Source organism: Ochrobactrum sp. C6C9 (assembly GCF_022627935.1).
In the GTDB taxonomy this organism is placed as follows: domain Bacteria; phylum Pseudomonadota; class Alphaproteobacteria; order Rhizobiales; family Rhizobiaceae; genus Brucella; species Brucella teleogrylli.
In genome coordinates, this window is the sequence record NZ_JABXGB010000050.1 from 1 (window position 1) to 16,251 (window position 16,251).

A 16,251-nucleotide genomic window follows, 5' to 3' on the forward strand; every position below is an offset into this window, starting at 1 on the left:
TTCTTGAAGGCAACGCCCGCACCGGGACCGTGAATTTCAACAACCGGCGGGAAGGTGCCGACCATCTTGCAGCAGGCGCCATCCGGCGTCTTCAGCCATTCGCCCAGCGTTACGCTGTCGTCATTGGCGGCGTCGAGACGGCCATTGGCCAGATCGAGGCGGTATTCCTCGGCAGTCGGGTAGGCCTTGATCGTGCTGTCGGTAAAGGTCTTTTCCGAGTAGTTGGCATGGGTGGTGGAAACCTGAACGCCGATCGTCTTGCCAGCGAGATCTTCCTTGGTCACGCCCTTGATGTCGCTATCTTTCGGAGCGACGATGCCCGGAGGCGTGTTGTAATATTTGTTCGAGAAATCGACCTGCTTCTTGCGCTCGTCGGTGATCGACATGGAAGCGATGAAAGCGTCGAACTTGCCAGCCTGAAGGGCCGGAATTGCGCCATCCCATTCCTGAGTGACGAACGTGCACTGAGCCTTCATCTCATCGCAAAGTGCTTTCGCGATATCGACGTCAAATCCCGAAAGGGTGCCGTCCGGCTTGATGAAATTGAAGGGGGGGTAGGCGCCTTCGGTGGCGATGGTGAGCTTCAAGGGCTCTTGGGCATTTGCGGCGCCAATGGCCAATCCGCCTGCCATGGTTGCAATGGTTGCAACCGAAGCTGCTGCTACGATACGCTTCAATACGCGCATATTTAGTCCTCTCGTTTACTCAGGCTGGTTCCCTGATTATTGTTCTGGTTCAGCCATCTGTAGTGCAATTGCAATTTAAAATTGAGGATTACCGATTGATAGTCATTCCTCCTGTGGCTACCAATAGATGGTTCAACGGAGGCTGCGCAATATTTTTTCGCATCTTCGCCGCCGCCCTCCAATCTGAGCACGATATTCCCACCACTTTTCACCCGAAGGCAAGATGGGTTGCGTAATAATTTTGCGTATAATTATTGTGGAATTCACAGGCTATTCCGCCGAAAGACGTGGCAAAATAGTGAATGCTGACGTTTTGGCGGAAAGCGATAGGGAATTGCTCAAAGTGCCATTTCATTTTGGATGAAATCGGCGATTTCATCGACCATATTGATATCGAAGACCGGCAGGCTCAAGCCCGACTGTGGATGATCGGTTGCAATGGCGACGATGCTTGGATCGTTTTCGGCGAGCGGCGGGCCATCATGGCTGCCCGTTCGGCGAAGCTCGATTTTCTTGTGCGGCTCGCGCTTATAGCCCTCGACGAGAATCAAATCGCACGGCGCAAGCTTGTCCGCGATGTCTTGCAGGGCGATTTCCGGACCGTCGAGATTTTCATGCATGATGGCGAAGCGGCGCTCCGAAACGATGGCCACTTCTGCGGCACCTGCTTGACGATGCCGCCAGGAATCGGTGCCTTCGTGATCGATGTCGAAATTATGATGCGCGTGCTTGATCGTGGCGATGCGATAGCCACGTTCGGTCAGGCAGCGCACGAGCTTTTCGGTCAGTGTGGTCTTGCCGGAATTCTTCCAGCCCGTAATGCCGAAAAGCTTATGTGTCATTCCGTATCTCCGTTCAGTCTATGCAATCGCCGGGCTTCGACAAGGTCGTCGGGCCGGTTGATATTGAAGAAGGGATCATAGTTCTCCGCGCCATCCTTGGTCGCCAAGAGCGGAAAGTCCACCGTTTCAAATTCAACATCGCGTGCGAAAGCGAGAACACTGGCTTTCTCTGCGGTTGAAAGCCAGTCTTTCAGACGATCCGCCAGCTGCGTGCGCCACAGGCCAAAGATCGGGTGAATATGCCCGGCGGAGCTTGCAAGAACGATGTCCTTGCCGGTCGCTCGTTGACGTTCGAAAAGCCGCTCTCCCAGATCGGCAGGCAGAAACGGCGTGTCCGCCGCTGCGGTCAGCAGCCATGTCGAATTTTTTGCGTGGATGAGCGCCGTGAGGATGCCGGGCAGCGGACCGCCATGTGATGCGGAAATGTCCGCTACAACCGGTAGGCCGAGGCTGAACAGTCGGGAGGCGTCGCCATTGGCATTGATGAAAAGCGCGCTCACCTGCGGTTTCAGCCGTGCGGCGACTTCACCAATGACGGAACCGGCACCCAAAACCTGCAGGAATTTGTCACCGTCTATTCCGCCTTCGCGCATACGGCTCGATAATCCGCCCGCGATGATCGCACCGGCTACATCCTTGATGGTCATCATTTTGGTCCGAGGCCGGTTGGAATAGACGCCAGAGTGCTTTTGTTCTTCTCACGCTTCTTGAGCGCGTTTTCGCGATAGACCATGTAAATGCCGCTTCCGACGACCAGAACAGATCCAGCAATTGTATACGCATCCGGCGCTTCACCAAAGATTGCAATGCTCAAGCCTATCGCCCAGAGCAGGCTGGAATAGCGGAACGGGGACACGAAGGACACTTCGCCCTCACGCATGGCGAGAATGATAAAGTGATATCCGATCAGCAAAAGCACGGCTGCGCCCAGCAAGGTCGCGATGGAAAGAAGGCCGACAGGCTGCCAACCGCCCATGGGGACGGTCAATACGCCGCCGGTAACCGCAATCGCACCGGCGGTAAGCGTGGAAAGGTAGAATGTCGGCACATGGGCGGGCACACGGCGCGTTGCAATATCGCGCATGGCCGCGCAAGCGACACTCGCCAGCAAAATGCCAACGGCACCGAGGCTTGCCGCACCGGCTGAACCGGGGCGAATGATGATGATTACACCGACGAAGCCCACCAGAATGGAGACCCAGCGCCGCCAGCCAACTTTTTCCTTGAGAAAGATTGCAGCGCCCAGCGTGACGACCAAAGGTGTGGCCTGAAACACGGCGGAACAGAACGCCTGGGAAAGATGACCCAGCGAGACAATGTAAGTGATTGTCGCAACGACTTCGCCCAGCACGCGCAGGACCGTCATCCACTCCAGAGAAAGATTGCGCAGCGCGCCATGACGCCAGGCCAAAAAACCAATCATCGAAGTGGCAAAAAAACCGCGGATCAGCATGTACTGCCCGCTGTTCATTTCCGTGAGAAGGAATTTGGTTATGCTGTCCCCGATGGTGAAGGTGCCCATGGCGAGAAGCATATAAATACTTGCGCGGAAATTATCTGACTGCAGCACGGTATAGAATCCAGTTTAGAATCCAATACCTTGTTAAAGTTTATTGCGCGACAATTATTTGTGATTATTTTCGCCTAAAAGTATAGCGCGGGGATTAACCACCCGTCAGGCTCATGTGGCGCGCCACAGCTGGGCGGTTATGATCGCGATCAATGATGAAATCATGGCCCTTGGGTTTGCGCGAGATTGCCTCATCGATAGCCCGGCTCAAAAACGTATCGCTGTCGTTTTCCCGCAGCACCTTGCGCAGATCGGCATCGTCATTCTGGCCGAGGCACATATAAAGCATGCCTGTGCAGGTGAGGCGGACGCGGTTGCAGCTTTCGCAGAAATTATGCGTCAGAGGTGTGATGAAGCCGAGGCGACCGCCAGTTTCCTCGATCGTGACATAGCGGGCAGGGCCGCCCGTCCGGTACGGAATATCGGTCAGCGTGAACTGACGTGACAGATCATTACGCACCTGCGACAGCGGCAGATACTGATCGGTGCGGTCGAATTCGATTTCGCCCATCGGCATGGTTTCGATGAGCGTCAGGTCCATATCGCGACCATGAGCCCAGCGGATCAGCTCGGGGATTTCGAGCTCGTTGAAATCTTTGAGCGCCACGGCATTGATCTTCACACGAATACCGGCCTTCTGGGCGGCATCGATGCCTTCTAGCACACGTGCGAGATCACCCCAGCGGGTTATTTCGTGAAACTTGTCAGGGTTCAGCGTATCGAGCGAGACATTGATGCGCTTCATGCCGCAATCGGCCAGTTCATGGGCAAAGCGCGCAAGCTGCGAGCCGTTGGTGGTCAGCGTCAGTTCATCCAGCGCTCCGGATGCCAGATGGCGCGAAAGCCCGCGGATCAGATGCATGATGTTCTTGCGCACCAGCGGTTCGCCGCCGGTGAGCCGCAGCTTGCGCACGCCCTTGTCGATGAACACGGTGCAAAGCCGTTCCAGCTCTTCAAGCGTCAGCAGATCCTTCTTGGGAAGAAAGGTCATATGTTCCGCCATGCAATAGGTGCAGCGGAAGTCGCAACGATCCGTCACCGAAACACGCAGATAGCTGACCATCCGCCCGAAAGGATCGATCATCGGTCCGGTTGGAGAAACAAGGGGCTGTGCCTGCAAGGTTTTCATCTGTGAAGCCATTGTTTCCATGAGGTGCGACGCAGTATCGACCCGTTCTTATGAGATAAGGCTTCCGCCACGCATTGTCCAGTTTTGCGCGGCTGAAGCAGTTTCAATACCCTTGCGGTAATTTGACATGCGGCCTATCACAAGCAAGCTTCGACGATGACGGAGCAAGCTCAATATGGAGAAAAGTGATGAGCGACGTTTGGCCGACCGAACTGCGCGTTTCCAGCGACCGCAAATTGCTGACGGTGGCTTTCGACAACGGAGAGCGATTTGAACTAACAGCCGAGCTGTTGCGCGTGCTTTCTCCGTCGGCAGAAGTGCAGGGCCATTCTCCCGAACAACGCATTACGGTTGGCGGCAAGCGCAACGTCGAAATCATCAAGGTCGAGCCGGTCGGCAATTATGCGGTGCGCATAACCTTTGACGACATGCACGACACCGGCCTGTTTTCCTGGACCTATCTGCATAAGCTCGGCACCGATAAGGAGACGCTGTGGCAGACTTATCTCGACGAGCTGGCCGAAAAAGGGCTCAAGCGCGACCGCTAATCGAGCTTAATCCTTTTCCAGCATATCCGCGATACGCCGCATCATGTTGCCCATCGCATTGCATTGCGCTGCGGTCGATTGCGCCATGACGCGGTCGATCAGATCGGTATAGACTAAAAGCGCTTCACCGAGCAGCTTTTCGCCGTCCGGCGTGAGAGTAAGGCGAATGATGCGTTTGTCTACCGGATCGCCGGTGCGCATTAGCAATCCCCGATTCTCCAGTTTCGGCAGCAACATCGTGATGTTCGAGCGTCCGACCAAAATCCGGCGCGCGAGATCGTGCTGCGATTCGCCGGGGTGGCGATAAATATTCATCAGCACATCGAGGTCGGCGATCTTGAGATCGAAGGGTGCCAGTCCCTGCGCCAGCGCGCGTTCAACCGCTTTGCCGGCTCTCGCAACCGCAATCCAGTTTTTAAAGCGCGGATTATCCCACGGCAGCTTTTGATTCTTGTCTTGCATTTTGTTCATTCTTGTACAATTATTTGTTCAGGATTGAACATGATTGAGGCCCCGTTATGGCGACGTTATCCCTACAGGTTACGCGATTCGGTCTGGGTGTGCTTGGGCGCATCGCACCGGAACGTGCCGGCCGCGCGGCATTCAGGATTTTCTGTCGCACACCGAGCCGTAAGCCCCAAACAAAAGCCTATGCGGAAAGGCTGCGTCAGACGAGCCGCGAGTTGCTCAAGGCAAAGCGGCTTGACCTGATTATCGATCGGGGCGTTGTCGCAACCTATCTTTTCGAGCCAGCAGGGATGGCTCGACAGAATGCCCGTACCTCGCTGGTAGTGCATGGCTGGGGTTCACGCAGCGCGGATATGATGGCCATTATCAGCGCGCTGGTCGCACGCGGCGAACGGGTTGTCGCTCTCGATCTGCCGGGGCATGGCGCTTCAGCGGGACGCGAACTGGATTTCATCCGGGCCATCGCGGCGGTGGATGCCGCGTGGCGTCAGTATGGGCCGTTCTACGCCATGGTCGGGCATTCCTTCGGCGGTGCGGTTGTCGTCAATGCAGCTGCGGGGCCGCTTGGTTGTTATCGTGAGCGGCGTCCCGCCAAGCTGGTCACGATTGCGTCACCGCATTCGATGGAGGGTGTTTTCGACGGATTCGGAAAGGTGCTTCGCCTGAACGCCGATGTGCGTCAGGCGATGAAGGACACGGTCCAGCAAATCGCCGCGCGCCCGATCCATGATTTCGATACCGATGCGCATCTGCGCCGATTGTTGATCCCGACGCTGGTTATTCACGCACGCGACGACAAGGAAGTGCCAGCGCGCTGTGCGGAAATGGCAGCGAAAGCGGGGCCGCATGTCCGTCTGCACTGGGCTGACGGTCTTGGCCACCGGCGGATCATCGCCAGCACGGATGTGGCCGACAAAATCGCGGATTACGTGAGCGGTCCAGTGCCCCTGCGCGCCGTGGCATAAGCGGCCCGTAACCAATCAGGCCGCGGTGAGCCTGTCCCACGCCGCCATCGCGCCATGCGCCGTGGCGACAAGACTTTCCACGCTGCCACCATCGCGCGCCAGGATGGACATACCGTTCTGTACCGTCGCGTAAAAGGTGGCGATAGCGTCCGTGTCGATGGTCGCGGGCAAGGAGCCTTCCTCGACACTGCGTTGAAGGCGGGCGCGCAGCACGTTGATATTCCCGTTGCGACGCGCCTTTAGTTCATTGCAGACATTCTGGCTGGACTGGGTGCGGTACAGCGCATCCAGCGCGATCAGGCATCCGCGCGGCTTGTCGGTGACCGAGAAAGTCTCGGCACTCACCAGCAAAAAGCGCTCGAATGCCTGCTTTACGTCCGATGTTTCTTCCAGTTGCGTCCAGATATCTGTGCCGACTTCGCTCGAATAGAGCGACAAGGCATGCATATAAAGCCCCTCCTTGCTGCCGAAGGCGGCATAGAGGCTCGGCGCATTGATGCCCATGGCGGCTGTCAGGTCTGACAGTGATGCGCCGTCAAAGCCCTTTTCCCAGAAAACATACATTGCTGCGCGCAATGCTTTTTCTCGGTCAAAGTTGCGAGGTCTTCCGCGTTCCGACACGGCTATCTCCTTTTTGTATTGATCGTTAAATAATCCACTTGACGTCATTCGACAAGCCTGACACCTTTTATGTATCAATCGTTACAGAAAGGATATTTCATGTCGGGAAAACCTTTGAATGGGAAGGTGGCCTTCGTAACCGGCGGCAGCCGCGGCATTGGTGCCGCGATTGCGCGACGGCTGGCCAAGGACGGTGCCATCGTCGCCATCACCTATGTGAGTTCCAGGGAAAAAGCCGAAGCGGTCGTGTCCGAGATTGCCGCCGAAGGCGGCCGGGCAGTCGCGTTCAAGGCGGATAATCGTCATGCGGATGAAATTGCCGCCGCGATTGCAGCGGCGGTCAAAGAGCTGGGACGGCTGGATATTCTGGTCAACAGCGCTGGCATCTGGCGCGCTGCTCCGCTGGGTGAGACGACGATTGCGGATTTCGATGAGGTGATGGCGGTCAATTTCCGAGCTGTTTTCGCCGCTGTTATAGCGGCTGCGCCGCATCTGGGCGAGGGCGGGCGTATCGTCACCATTGGCTCCAATCTGGCGGACCTTGTCGCATGGCCGGGGATCAGCCTCTATGCCGCCAGCAAGTCGGCGCTCATTGGTCTGACGAAGGGGCTTGCCCGCGATCTTGGCCCCAAGGGCGTTACGGTGAATGTCGTGCAGCCGGGGTCTACCAATACGGATATGAATCCTGCTGACGGCGATCACTCCGGTCCGCAGCTGGAGCGCATTGCGACCGGCAGCTATGGCTCGCCGGATGATATTGCAAGCTTGGTGGCATGGCTTGCCGGTCCAGAGTCGCGCTTCGTTACGGGTGCTACGCTAACTGCCGATGGCGGTGCGAATGCCTGATACAAAAAGGGCGGCTCTGGAAGCCGCCCTTATTCGTTTCGGAGATCAATCGGGCCAGATCAACCCAGGTTGAGTTCCTTGAAGAAATCATTGCCCTTGTCGTCGATGACGATGAAAGCTGGGAAATCTTCCACTTCGATGCGCCAGATGGCTTCCATGCCGAGTTCTGGATACTCGACCACTTCCACTTTCTTGATGCAGTCCTGCGCCAGACGGGCGGCGGGACCACCAATGGAGCCGAGATAGAAACCGCCATGGCTTCCGCAGGCTTCGCGCACCTGACGCGAACGGTTACCCTTGGCGAGCATCACCATGGAGCCGCCAAACGACTGGAACTGGTCGACATAGGAATCCATGCGCCCAGCCGTCGTCGGGCCGAACGAACCCGATGCATAACCAGCGGGAGTCTTGGCCGGACCGGCATAATAAATCGGGTGGTTCTTGAAATAATCCGGCATGGATTCGCCGTTTTCCAGCCGTTCGCGAATTTTCGCATGTGCCAGATCGCGGGCGACGATAATCGGGCCAGTCAGCGAAAGCTGTGTCTTGACGGGATGCTTGGACAGCTCCTTCAAGATTTCGGCCATCGGCTGGTTGAGGTCGATCTTCACCACATGCGAGGAGAGCTTTTCTTCGTCGATATCCGGCATGTATTGCGCGGGATTGGTCTCCAGCTGTTCCAGAAAGATGCCTTCCTTGGTGATCTTGCCTTTGGCCTGACGGTCTGCCGAGCAGGACACGCCGATACCGATCGGCAGCGATGCGCCATGGCGCGGCAGACGGATGACGCGCACGTCATGGCAGAAATATTTGCCGCCGAACTGCGCGCCGACGCCCAGTGACTGGGTCAGCTTGTGGATTTCGGCTTCCATTTCCAGATCGCGGAACGCATGGCCAGTTTCCGAACCCGCCGTCGGGAGGCTGTCGAGATAACGCGTCGAGGCGAGCTTGACCGTCTTGAGGTTCATCTCGGCTGACGTGCCGCCGATGACGATAGCGAGATGGTAAGGCGGGCAGGCCGCCGTGCCGAGGCTCAGGATCTTGTCCTTGAGGAAGTCGATCATCCGGTCATGGGTCAACAGCGAAGGCGTGCCCTGATAAAGGAACGTCTTGTTGGCTGAGCCGCCACCCTTTGCCACGAAGAGGAACTTGTAGGCGTCTTCGCCTTCTTCATAAATGTCGATCTGCGCAGGCAGGTTGTTCTTGGTGTTCTTCTCTTCGAACATCGACAGCGGCGCCAGCTGCGAATAACGCAGGTTCTTCTTGTTATAGGCGTCGAGCACGCCGCTGCCGAGCGCATCGGCATCGCCGCCTTCTGTCCAGACGCGACGGCCCTTCTTGCCCATGATGATCGCGGTGCCGGTATCCTGACACATCGGCAGGACGCCGCCTGCGGCGATATTCGCGTTTTTCAGAAGATCATAGGCGACGAAGCGATCATTGTCGGTCGCTTCCGGGTCTTCCATGATTTTGGCAAGCTGCTGCAAATGGCCGGGACGCAGCAGATGGTTGATGTCGGCAAATGCCGCCTCGGACAGAAGACGCAGACCTTCCGGGTCGACGGTCAGAATTTCCTGACCCTTGAACGTATCGACCGAAACATGGTCGGAGGTTAGTTTGCGGTAAGGGGTGGTGTCTTCGCCAAGAGGAAAGAGATCGGCGGCGCTTGCTTCTGCCATCGTGGTACCTCGCTTGCTTGCCTGCCGCACCGGCCAGAAATCGCGAGATCGCCAGCCTGCACGTATGTTGCTCAAAACCCGGATTACCGGGCAGCGTCCGGGGTTAATTCTGAGGGGCTTTTAGCGCGATGAGAGGCGGAATCCACTGCGGCACATTGCGCAATGAGGGGAATGGCGAGCGGCATCCCTTGCGGGACAGCTGTTGCGCGGATGCGCCTCCCTCAAAGTTTTGTGATTATTTTCGAGCAAGAAATTGAAAGAAGTGGCATTAGCGTTAAAACTTTCTATACGAGATTCATAAAATCTACGCGAAATGATTGAGACGGATTCGCCTTTCGGCGGACATGCTAACTTTGGCGGTTGAAATGCAGTTTTCTCGGCGCGCGCAGATGGATGCAAAGAAAAATCGCACCAGCGGGTCTTATATCCGCAATGCGATGGTACTGGCTCTTGCCGCATCGGCCTTGTTCCCGGTCACGCAGGCACAGGCAGCAAATTCACTTTTCGAGCTGTTTCAACAGCGCCGCCAACAGGCCGAGCAGCCCGTAGCACCGCTTCCACCCGCAGCGGCCGCGCCGCGCATAAAAGCAGCACCAGCTGCCGCCGCACCGGCAGCGCGCACGCGTATCGCTCCGCCCGCGCAGCGTGTGACGGTCAAGGGGCCGGAGATTTATGATTACAAGCCGGAAACGCTGATCAAGATCGATTTCAGCGCGCTCGATCTGCAGGTGACTGCGGCAACCTCTGCGCCAACTGTTGATCCACTGACATCCGGCATGTCGCCGATCCGTGTGGAAAAGGCGCCTGATACGACCGAAACGGCTGGCAACCGCGCTTTCGACGCCGCCATGGACTATCTGAAGTCGGTTGATGTGAAGGCTGAAAAGCCAATCGCTGAAGCGATTGTTTCCTATTATTCGACCAACCGTTCTTTCATGTGGTCTGCCGACGGCAAGGTGCTTGACCGCGCCAAGGCCGTAGCCGCTTTCTTCGCACGCGCTGGCGAAGACGGTCTCAATCCGGATGAATATGCAGTCACGATCCCTTCGGACAATTTCGATCCGTCGCAGAATGCGGAACGTCAGCAGAAGCTGGCAGAGTTTGAAGTTCGCATGTCGGCCCGGGCATTGCGCTATGCGATGGATGCAGGCGAGGGACGCGTGATCGCCGACCGCCTGAGCGGTTTCCACGACCTGCCGCGTGATCGCGTCGATCCCAAAACTGTGCTGGAAAGACTGGCCGGTGAAGCGGATGCATCCGCCTATTTGCACGGGTTCCAGCCGGATAATGCGCAATATGCGGCTTTGAAGCAGGCTTTGTCCCAGACAGATGCACCGACGGGCGAACCCATTCGCGTGTCGCTCGACGGCGTCATTCGTCCGGGCGACACGAGCGACCAGTTGAGCAAGGTGGTTGCCCTGATTACCAAACACGCGCCTGCTGATTATCTGGAAAAGCACCGCGATGTGTTGCAGGCCCATGCCGATACGAGCCTTTACGATCCGGAACTTGTTTCCGCGATCAAGGACTATCAGAAGCTTTCAGGCGGCGCGCCCGATGGGGTTATCGGACGAAACACGATTTCGGCGTTGCAGGGTGAGCAATCATCCGTCAAGCGCGACCGTATTCTCTATTCGATGGAACGTCTGCGCTGGCTGCCGCATGATTTCGGCACGCGCTATGTAATGGTCAACCAGCCCGCATACCGCGCTGAATATTTCGAAGGCGGCCAGGAAAAGCTGGGTATGAATGTGGTGATTGGCTCGCCGACCCATCAGACCTATTTCTTCTACAACAAGGTGCAAACCGTCGTCTTCAATCCGTCCTGGGGTGTGCCGCGTTCAATTATTCTGAACGAAATGCTGCCGAAGGTCATGCGCGACACGAGCTATCTCGACCGCAACGGCTATGAAGTCTATGTCGGCGGCAAGAAGGTTTCGGCGAGCGCCGTTAATTGGAGCGCGGTTGCTTCGGGAAAGGCGCATGTCGGTATTCGTCAGAAGCCGAGCCTCGACAATGCCTTGGGCGAACTGAAAATCCTGTTCCCGAACGAACATGATATCTACATGCATGATACGCCGGCAAAGTCCTATTTCGGCCGCGACATGCGTGCGCTGAGCCATGGCTGCATTCGTCTGGAACGCCCACGTGATATGGCTGCGGCAGTGCTCGGCAAGCCAGTCGGTGATTTGGAGAAATATTTCGGCAAGAACGAGCGCGGCATCAAGGTGCCGGAGCCGGTGCCGGTCTATATTTCCTATTTCACGGCATGGCCGGATGCGAATGGCCAGATTCGTTATTACAGTGACGTTTATGATCGCGACTCGGGCATGCAGAAGGCATCCGACAAGACGGTGGCTTCGCGTCTGGCAGCAATTTAATCGGCGTTACGCCGCTGGTATCTGTCAGAAGTAGGGATGTTTAATCCTTGGATATGGCGGCTATCGTTCGATAGTCGCTATTTTCGTTGGGTCTACCCGGACGGTTTTCGGTAGGGAAAATCATTTGGGAAATAAGTGTTGTCATGCTTGACTTTGCCCTGAGCGGGAACGTATATCCGCGTCACCTTGATTGAGCACATATGTGCCTCTAAGGGCGCGTAGCTCAGCGGTAGAGCACTCCCTTCACACGGGAGGGGTCACAGGTTCAATCCCTGTCGCGCCCACCATTTATTGCCACAAATCAAGCCCTAATGCCTCCGCAGCGTCCATCATGTGGTACGGGGCGCTTATTTTCTGCGTTCAGCCATGCCGAAATACGACAAGTGCCGTATATCATTTAATTGAAATCTAGCGTTTCGTGACACCGGATTGTGTGTCAACGCCCGCACGATCTCATCGTATTTTCGGCGTCAGCTGGCGGGGCCAGCAAAGGAGGAACGATGAAGACCATAGCTTTGTTAGCCGTTGGTGCATTCATGACCGCAGGCACTGCATTTGCAGCTGCACCGATCAACGGAAACATAGATACCCAGACAGTGAAGTCCGATAAATCGACCGCGACCATTGTTGCGAGCGGCAATAAAAAACCTACATTGAGCTTTGGTTCGGCGAATCGCGGAGGGAAAACATCATCTTTCGGCGGTTGAGGGATTTGCCCCGTTACGCGGGGCAAACTCTCATTACGTCTTCCTGGACGCGCCCACCATTTTCCAACCGCCCAAATGCATTGCGAAAATCGTTCAGTTGCCGTTCGGCATCGTCGCGCCTGCAACGCCGGTATTCGTCACGATATTCCTGTCGTCGCCATATTTGGCGATAAGCATGAGGGCGGTGAGGGCGACAATAATCGGCACGATAAGACACAGCACCCTGACCGCCATCAGAGCGGTATGCCGTGTTCTTATTAGCGCCCTTGTTCTCATGGCCGATACTATCGCACGGATACGCTTAATCCGCCATATTGAGCGACATTAACAATAAGCAATCTCTTACAAACGCAGGCGCTTCAGAATGCGTTCTAGCGTGCGCAACGCTGCCGGTTGAGGCGGACCTTGATCTTGTCGCCTTTGTCCGACGCGGTGGGCTTGGAAGAGACGATATGCGCGCGCACGGTGCAGGTGCCGGCGAGAACCTCGAAATTATTCGCCCGGATATACATAACCGTATTGATCGGGTTCTTCGGCAGTTCGCGAGAGACCGCGTCGATGACGGCCTTGACTTCGGCGGCGCGCTGCTTGGGAGAGGTCGAGGCCTCAACGGAATTGATTGCGGCGAAGCTGCTGGCCGACCATGCCGCGATGCAGATGAGAACAGCTTTCTTCATTGGCGTAGCCTCCGATTGAGCCCAATGGATAAAAGTGCGGGCCTTTGTGAGAAAGGTCCGCTGAATCGGTTATGGCCCCGAACCTATCACAGATCGGGGCCATAGCTGTCATTTGGTCAGCTTTTATTGAGCCGGGGCAGGCGTTGCGGGTGTCGCCGGGGTAGTCGTCTCACCGCTGGCCGGAGCCTCGCTTTCCTTGGCTGCGTTTGGATCGGCCACGCCATTGGTGAAGACCTTGGAGCGGTCGAAAGCAGGCGCTGCGGTCAACTGGTCCTTCGTTGCGCTGAGAACCAGCCAGGTGTTTCCGTCGCTACGGGTCGCGAGCTGCAAGACATCCGGGCTTACGGCCACGTCCTTCTCACCGACGCCAAGGAAGCCGCCGACGCCGATCACGGCTGCTACAACCGAACCATCAGCACTGACGATCAGGTCATTCAGCTTACCGATGGATTTTGCATCATTGGCATCGCTTTCATAAACGCTGCGGCCAATGAAGCTTGAGACGAGAACTTCGCCTTCCTTAGGCTCGACAAAGCCGATCTTGTTGTTGTCGGGCGAGGGTGCTGTGCCGAACATGTTCTTGGTGGAAACAGGCAGATCCTGTTGTGCGGGCGCATCCGTGCCGGGCGTTGTCGCGGTGGGAGCCGCCGTCTGCGCAAGGGCTGGAGCACCAATCAAGAGTGCACACGCTGCCGTCAGAAGTGTCGTTCTAAACATAACTGCTCTCCTTTCTGCATTGAGTGTTCATAGTCCTAACGGTTTGATTTCAGGATCGTTCCGACATTTTTTGCCTGTTTCATGAGGAAACCTGCGCCGGTCGTCGCCCGCATGCGATTTAGACCGGCGGAAAAATAGCAGGCACGCTGCTGCGAAACTCCGAGCAAGCCCGGAATTCTCAACCGTGCAGAGGTGTCGTGCTGGCTATCTGTTATTGTACGACCGGAGAGGCCGGGGTGGGCTCGGATGGCGTAGGCGCCACAACAGGCGCAGAAGGGGCAGGCCCGCAACGGTTGGCCCGCGTGTGGCGCACGCCTTTCGACAGGAATACGATTTCCACTGCGTCACCAATCGGCGTGATGGTCACGTTTTCACTGGCCTGCTGTTGGTCGTTTTCGCAAACCAGATTGAGCGTGAACGTTCCTTTGTAATTGTCGAGCTTCATGACGGTACACTGCATGTCGCGGCTGTCGAAGCGCTCCTGCGAAATTGTGAAGCGCTTGTCATTATTGCTGCACCAGGTGCCGAGGATAGGTGTCGGATCGACTGGCGGCTTCGGCGGATTGACGCTGGCTGAAGGCGACGTGCAGGATGCCAGCGCAGGAAGCGCCAATGCACAAGCAGCAACATTCAGTTTATGCGACATTTAAAACCCCTGCGCAGCAGAACATCGAACAGTCTCAGCTCTTGGATACCGGGAAAGTCGGGCGGGCTCAAGACGGGCGCATGCAGAACAGTGTTGCGTCCGTGCGTGAAGCGTAGCCTAAGAAAAAACCCCGCCGTGGCGGGGTTTCATTCATGAAAGCCATTGCTGTCGATTATACCAGTCATCAATTTCGGATTTGGCGCGGTCTTTCGCGACTCCGTACCGCTCCTGAATCTTACCCTCAAGCTGTTCGCGGCGACCGCTGATCTGGTCGAGATCATCGTCTGTCAGCTTGCCCCATTGTTCCTGGATCTTACCTTTGACCTGTTTCCAGTTGCCTTCAACACGATTCCAGTCCATCGGGATTTCCTCCGTTTTACATTGGGAACAGGTGACTAACGCACGAGCGGCAGGATTGTTCATCGTTTTGATGCCAAGGCGCGTGATGACCTGATGTGCGGGGAGGGGAATCAGACAGGAGAAACCCCGACGTTTGTGTTTGGTGCATAATGACGCCGGGGTGCGCTTCAACGCTAATGCAACGAAGCGCCTGGCGACATGATTGCATAAAGACGGCAGAAAAATGAACCCGTAGAGGTTGCACCGAAGAGTGGAGCGGGAGACGCGCAACAAGGGCAGCGTGGCGTCTCCCGTGTCAATTGCGTGCTAATTGGGGGCAACACGCAAATTAACAGACTGGTATGTCTTCCAGCCGGCGGATGCTTGGACCGCCACGAAACAATTTACCGTGGTCTGATTTCATCTCAATCGAAGTTTTGTAACGTTTGGTTGCTGGAAATTTCACGGTTTTTCCGCTGCGATAACCAATTATTATCGGTGTAAAAAATTCTTGAAGAATAAATTGAACGGCTTTTAAGATCATCACAGATGTTTGAAAAGTTCAATCTGTTCATTTTGAGTTCATGCGCTAGGTTTCATGATGCTTCCCATCAAGAGGAGTACACAGAATGAAGCTCTTTAGTGGACTTATTGCAGGTATTGTTGGTGTTGGCTTGTTGGTGGGAGTTGGCGCGGCTTCCGCCGCACCAGTGGCAAATCTCGCTAAACCCGGCGTAACCTCCAATGTGGAACAGGTTCGCGATCATCGCGGCTACCATTCGCGTAAGCACTGGAAGAAGCGGCATTACCACAGAAGAGACCATTGGCGGTCTGATCGTCGCCATTACCGCGATCATCGCTGGCGGTCGCACCGTCACTACAAGCGCGATTACTATCGCGGGCATTACCGGCATCACAGCAGCCGGTGGAATGGTCCGGCCAGTTCCAATCGATAGAATCAGGGGCGCAGCAGCGCCCCTTTTTAGTTGGTCTGTTGTCGGATGGTAATTGACTGCAATCGCGTTTCACAGAAACATACCGCAAGATTGAGATTTGGATATTGCCCTGCTCGGGCAGGTTTGCCCTGAAAGAAAACGGTATTTCATGTCGAAGTTTTTGAAGCGATTTCTCACGTTTCTCGTCGGTTTGGTTGTTCTACTGTTAGTCGGCGCGGCATCATGGCTCGGTTTCAACCCGCCGGAGCTTTTGCGGGTGGGCACGGGTTATGCGGCCAAGATCGTGTGTTCCAATGTCTTTATCGCCAAACGAGACGCCGATGCGGTACTCGCAGACGATGTTCAGGCACCGGGAAACCCGCTGCTGAAATTCCTCAATGTGGCCGTTGATGATGACACTGACACCGTAACTGTCCGGATTTTCGGCTTTTTTGCCCCCAGCAAGGCTGTGTTTCTCCCCGGTCAGGGTTGCGC

Annotated in this window: 19 protein-coding genes, 1 tRNA gene and 1 pseudogene; 8 read left to right on the forward strand and 13 right to left on the reverse strand. The window is 56.1% G+C overall.

What is annotated here, in order from left to right:
- From HWD97_RS22685 to moaA, 5 genes are all read right to left on the reverse strand, one after another.
- On the reverse strand, window positions 1–686 hold a 686-nt coding region (locus HWD97_RS22685), incomplete at its 3' end, for a transporter substrate-binding domain-containing protein (RefSeq protein WP_371835677.1).
- Window positions 687–1,024: 338 nt separating this feature from the next.
- Window positions 1,025–1,528: a molybdopterin-guanine dinucleotide biosynthesis protein B gene (mobB, locus tag HWD97_RS22690; RefSeq protein WP_109369118.1), complete on the reverse strand. Its 504-nt coding sequence runs from the start codon at window positions 1,526–1,528 to the stop codon at window positions 1,025–1,027.
- Window positions 1,525–2,178, reverse strand: a complete 654-nt coding sequence (gene mobA / locus HWD97_RS22695) for a molybdenum cofactor guanylyltransferase MobA (RefSeq protein WP_371830785.1) — start codon at window positions 2,176–2,178, stop codon at window positions 1,525–1,527. The genes mobB and mobA overlap by 4 nt, the downstream gene beginning before the upstream one ends.
- Window positions 2,175–3,062, reverse strand: a complete 888-nt coding sequence (locus HWD97_RS22700; RefSeq protein WP_109369116.1) for a DMT family transporter — start codon at window positions 3,060–3,062, stop codon at window positions 2,175–2,177. The genes mobA and HWD97_RS22700 overlap by 4 nt, the downstream gene beginning before the upstream one ends.
- 130 nt (window positions 3,063–3,192) lie before the next feature.
- Entirely contained in the window at window positions 3,193–4,227 is a 1,035-nt protein-coding gene (gene moaA, locus HWD97_RS22705) for a GTP 3',8-cyclase MoaA (protein WP_109370240.1), read from the reverse strand.
- 188 nt (window positions 4,228–4,415) lie between these two features.
- Between moaA and HWD97_RS22710 the strand changes: the two genes are divergently transcribed.
- Window positions 4,416–4,775: a gamma-butyrobetaine hydroxylase-like domain-containing protein gene (locus HWD97_RS22710; RefSeq protein ID WP_109369115.1), complete on the forward strand. Its 360-nt coding sequence runs from the start codon at window positions 4,416–4,418 to the stop codon at window positions 4,773–4,775.
- A 6-nt stretch (window positions 4,776–4,781) separates the two neighbouring features.
- Here HWD97_RS22710 and HWD97_RS22715 read toward each other — a convergent pair whose 3' ends face one another.
- Entirely contained in the window at window positions 4,782–5,246 is a 465-nt protein-coding gene (locus HWD97_RS22715; protein WP_121536226.1) for a MarR family winged helix-turn-helix transcriptional regulator, read from the reverse strand.
- A gap of 47 nt (window positions 5,247–5,293) precedes the next feature.
- Between HWD97_RS22715 and HWD97_RS22720 the strand changes: the two genes are divergently transcribed.
- Window positions 5,294–6,208, forward strand: a complete 915-nt coding sequence (locus HWD97_RS22720; RefSeq protein WP_121536224.1) for an alpha/beta fold hydrolase — start codon at window positions 5,294–5,296, stop codon at window positions 6,206–6,208.
- 15 nt (window positions 6,209–6,223) lie between these two features.
- Here HWD97_RS22720 and HWD97_RS22725 read toward each other — a convergent pair whose 3' ends face one another.
- Window positions 6,224–6,829 carry a TetR/AcrR family transcriptional regulator gene (locus HWD97_RS22725; protein WP_109369112.1) on the reverse strand — a complete coding sequence of 202 codons (606 nt, stop codon included), beginning with the start codon at window positions 6,827–6,829 and terminating at the stop codon, window positions 6,224–6,226.
- Window positions 6,830–6,928: 99 nt separating this feature from the next.
- Here HWD97_RS22725 and HWD97_RS22730 point away from each other — a divergent pair, with 99 nt between their 5' ends.
- Entirely contained in the window at window positions 6,929–7,675 is a 747-nt protein-coding gene (locus HWD97_RS22730) for an SDR family oxidoreductase (RefSeq protein WP_109369111.1), read from the forward strand.
- Window positions 7,676–7,734: 59 nt separating this feature from the next.
- Here HWD97_RS22730 and HWD97_RS22735 read toward each other — a convergent pair whose 3' ends face one another.
- Entirely contained in the window at window positions 7,735–9,354 is a 1,620-nt protein-coding gene (locus HWD97_RS22735) for a fumarate hydratase (RefSeq protein ID WP_109369110.1), read from the reverse strand.
- A 389-nt stretch (window positions 9,355–9,743) separates the two neighbouring features.
- On the opposite strand from HWD97_RS22735, the gene HWD97_RS22740 reads away from it, so the two are divergent.
- From HWD97_RS22740 to HWD97_RS22750, 3 genes are all read left to right on the forward strand, one after another.
- On the forward strand, window positions 9,744–11,735 hold the full coding sequence (locus tag HWD97_RS22740) for a murein L,D-transpeptidase (RefSeq protein ID WP_371830784.1): 1,992 nt from the start codon (window positions 9,744–9,746) through the stop codon (window positions 11,733–11,735).
- 212 nt (window positions 11,736–11,947) lie between these two features.
- Window positions 11,948–12,022 (forward strand) — tRNA-Val (locus tag HWD97_RS22745).
- A gap of 213 nt (window positions 12,023–12,235) precedes the next feature.
- A complete protein-coding gene (locus HWD97_RS22750; RefSeq protein WP_109369109.1) occupies window positions 12,236–12,442 on the forward strand; it encodes a hypothetical protein in 207 nt (68 codons plus the stop codon).
- A gap of 93 nt (window positions 12,443–12,535) precedes the next feature.
- Here HWD97_RS22750 and HWD97_RS22755 read toward each other — a convergent pair whose 3' ends face one another.
- From HWD97_RS22755 to HWD97_RS22775, 5 genes are all read right to left on the reverse strand, one after another.
- Window positions 12,536–12,676: a hypothetical protein gene (locus HWD97_RS22755; protein WP_371835678.1), complete on the reverse strand. Its 141-nt coding sequence runs from the start codon at window positions 12,674–12,676 to the stop codon at window positions 12,536–12,538.
- A 137-nt stretch (window positions 12,677–12,813) separates the two neighbouring features.
- On the reverse strand, window positions 12,814–13,119 hold the full coding sequence (locus tag HWD97_RS22760) for a hypothetical protein (RefSeq protein ID WP_121536220.1): 306 nt from the start codon (window positions 13,117–13,119) through the stop codon (window positions 12,814–12,816).
- A gap of 123 nt (window positions 13,120–13,242) precedes the next feature.
- Window positions 13,243–13,836 carry a PRC-barrel domain-containing protein gene (locus HWD97_RS22765; protein ID WP_109369107.1) on the reverse strand — a complete coding sequence of 198 codons (594 nt, stop codon included), beginning with the start codon at window positions 13,834–13,836 and terminating at the stop codon, window positions 13,243–13,245.
- Window positions 13,837–14,047: 211 nt separating this feature from the next.
- Entirely contained in the window at window positions 14,048–14,482 is a 435-nt protein-coding gene (locus HWD97_RS22770) for a hypothetical protein (protein ID WP_180917971.1), read from the reverse strand.
- 150 nt (window positions 14,483–14,632) lie between these two features.
- Window positions 14,633–14,842 (reverse strand): CsbD family protein, encoded by a 210-nt coding sequence (locus tag HWD97_RS22775; RefSeq protein ID WP_109369106.1) that lies wholly within the window; start codon window positions 14,840–14,842, stop codon window positions 14,633–14,635.
- 723 nt (window positions 14,843–15,565) lie between these two features.
- On the opposite strand from HWD97_RS22775, the gene HWD97_RS22780 reads away from it, so the two are divergent.
- Complete coding sequence (locus tag HWD97_RS22780) at window positions 15,566–15,829, forward strand: hypothetical protein (RefSeq protein WP_167836032.1); 264 nt, start codon at window positions 15,566–15,568, stop codon at window positions 15,827–15,829.
- 96 nt (window positions 15,830–15,925) lie between these two features.
- Window positions 15,926–16,251 (forward strand): annotated as a pseudogene (locus HWD97_RS22785) (6-aminohexanoate hydrolase); the annotation flags it as partial.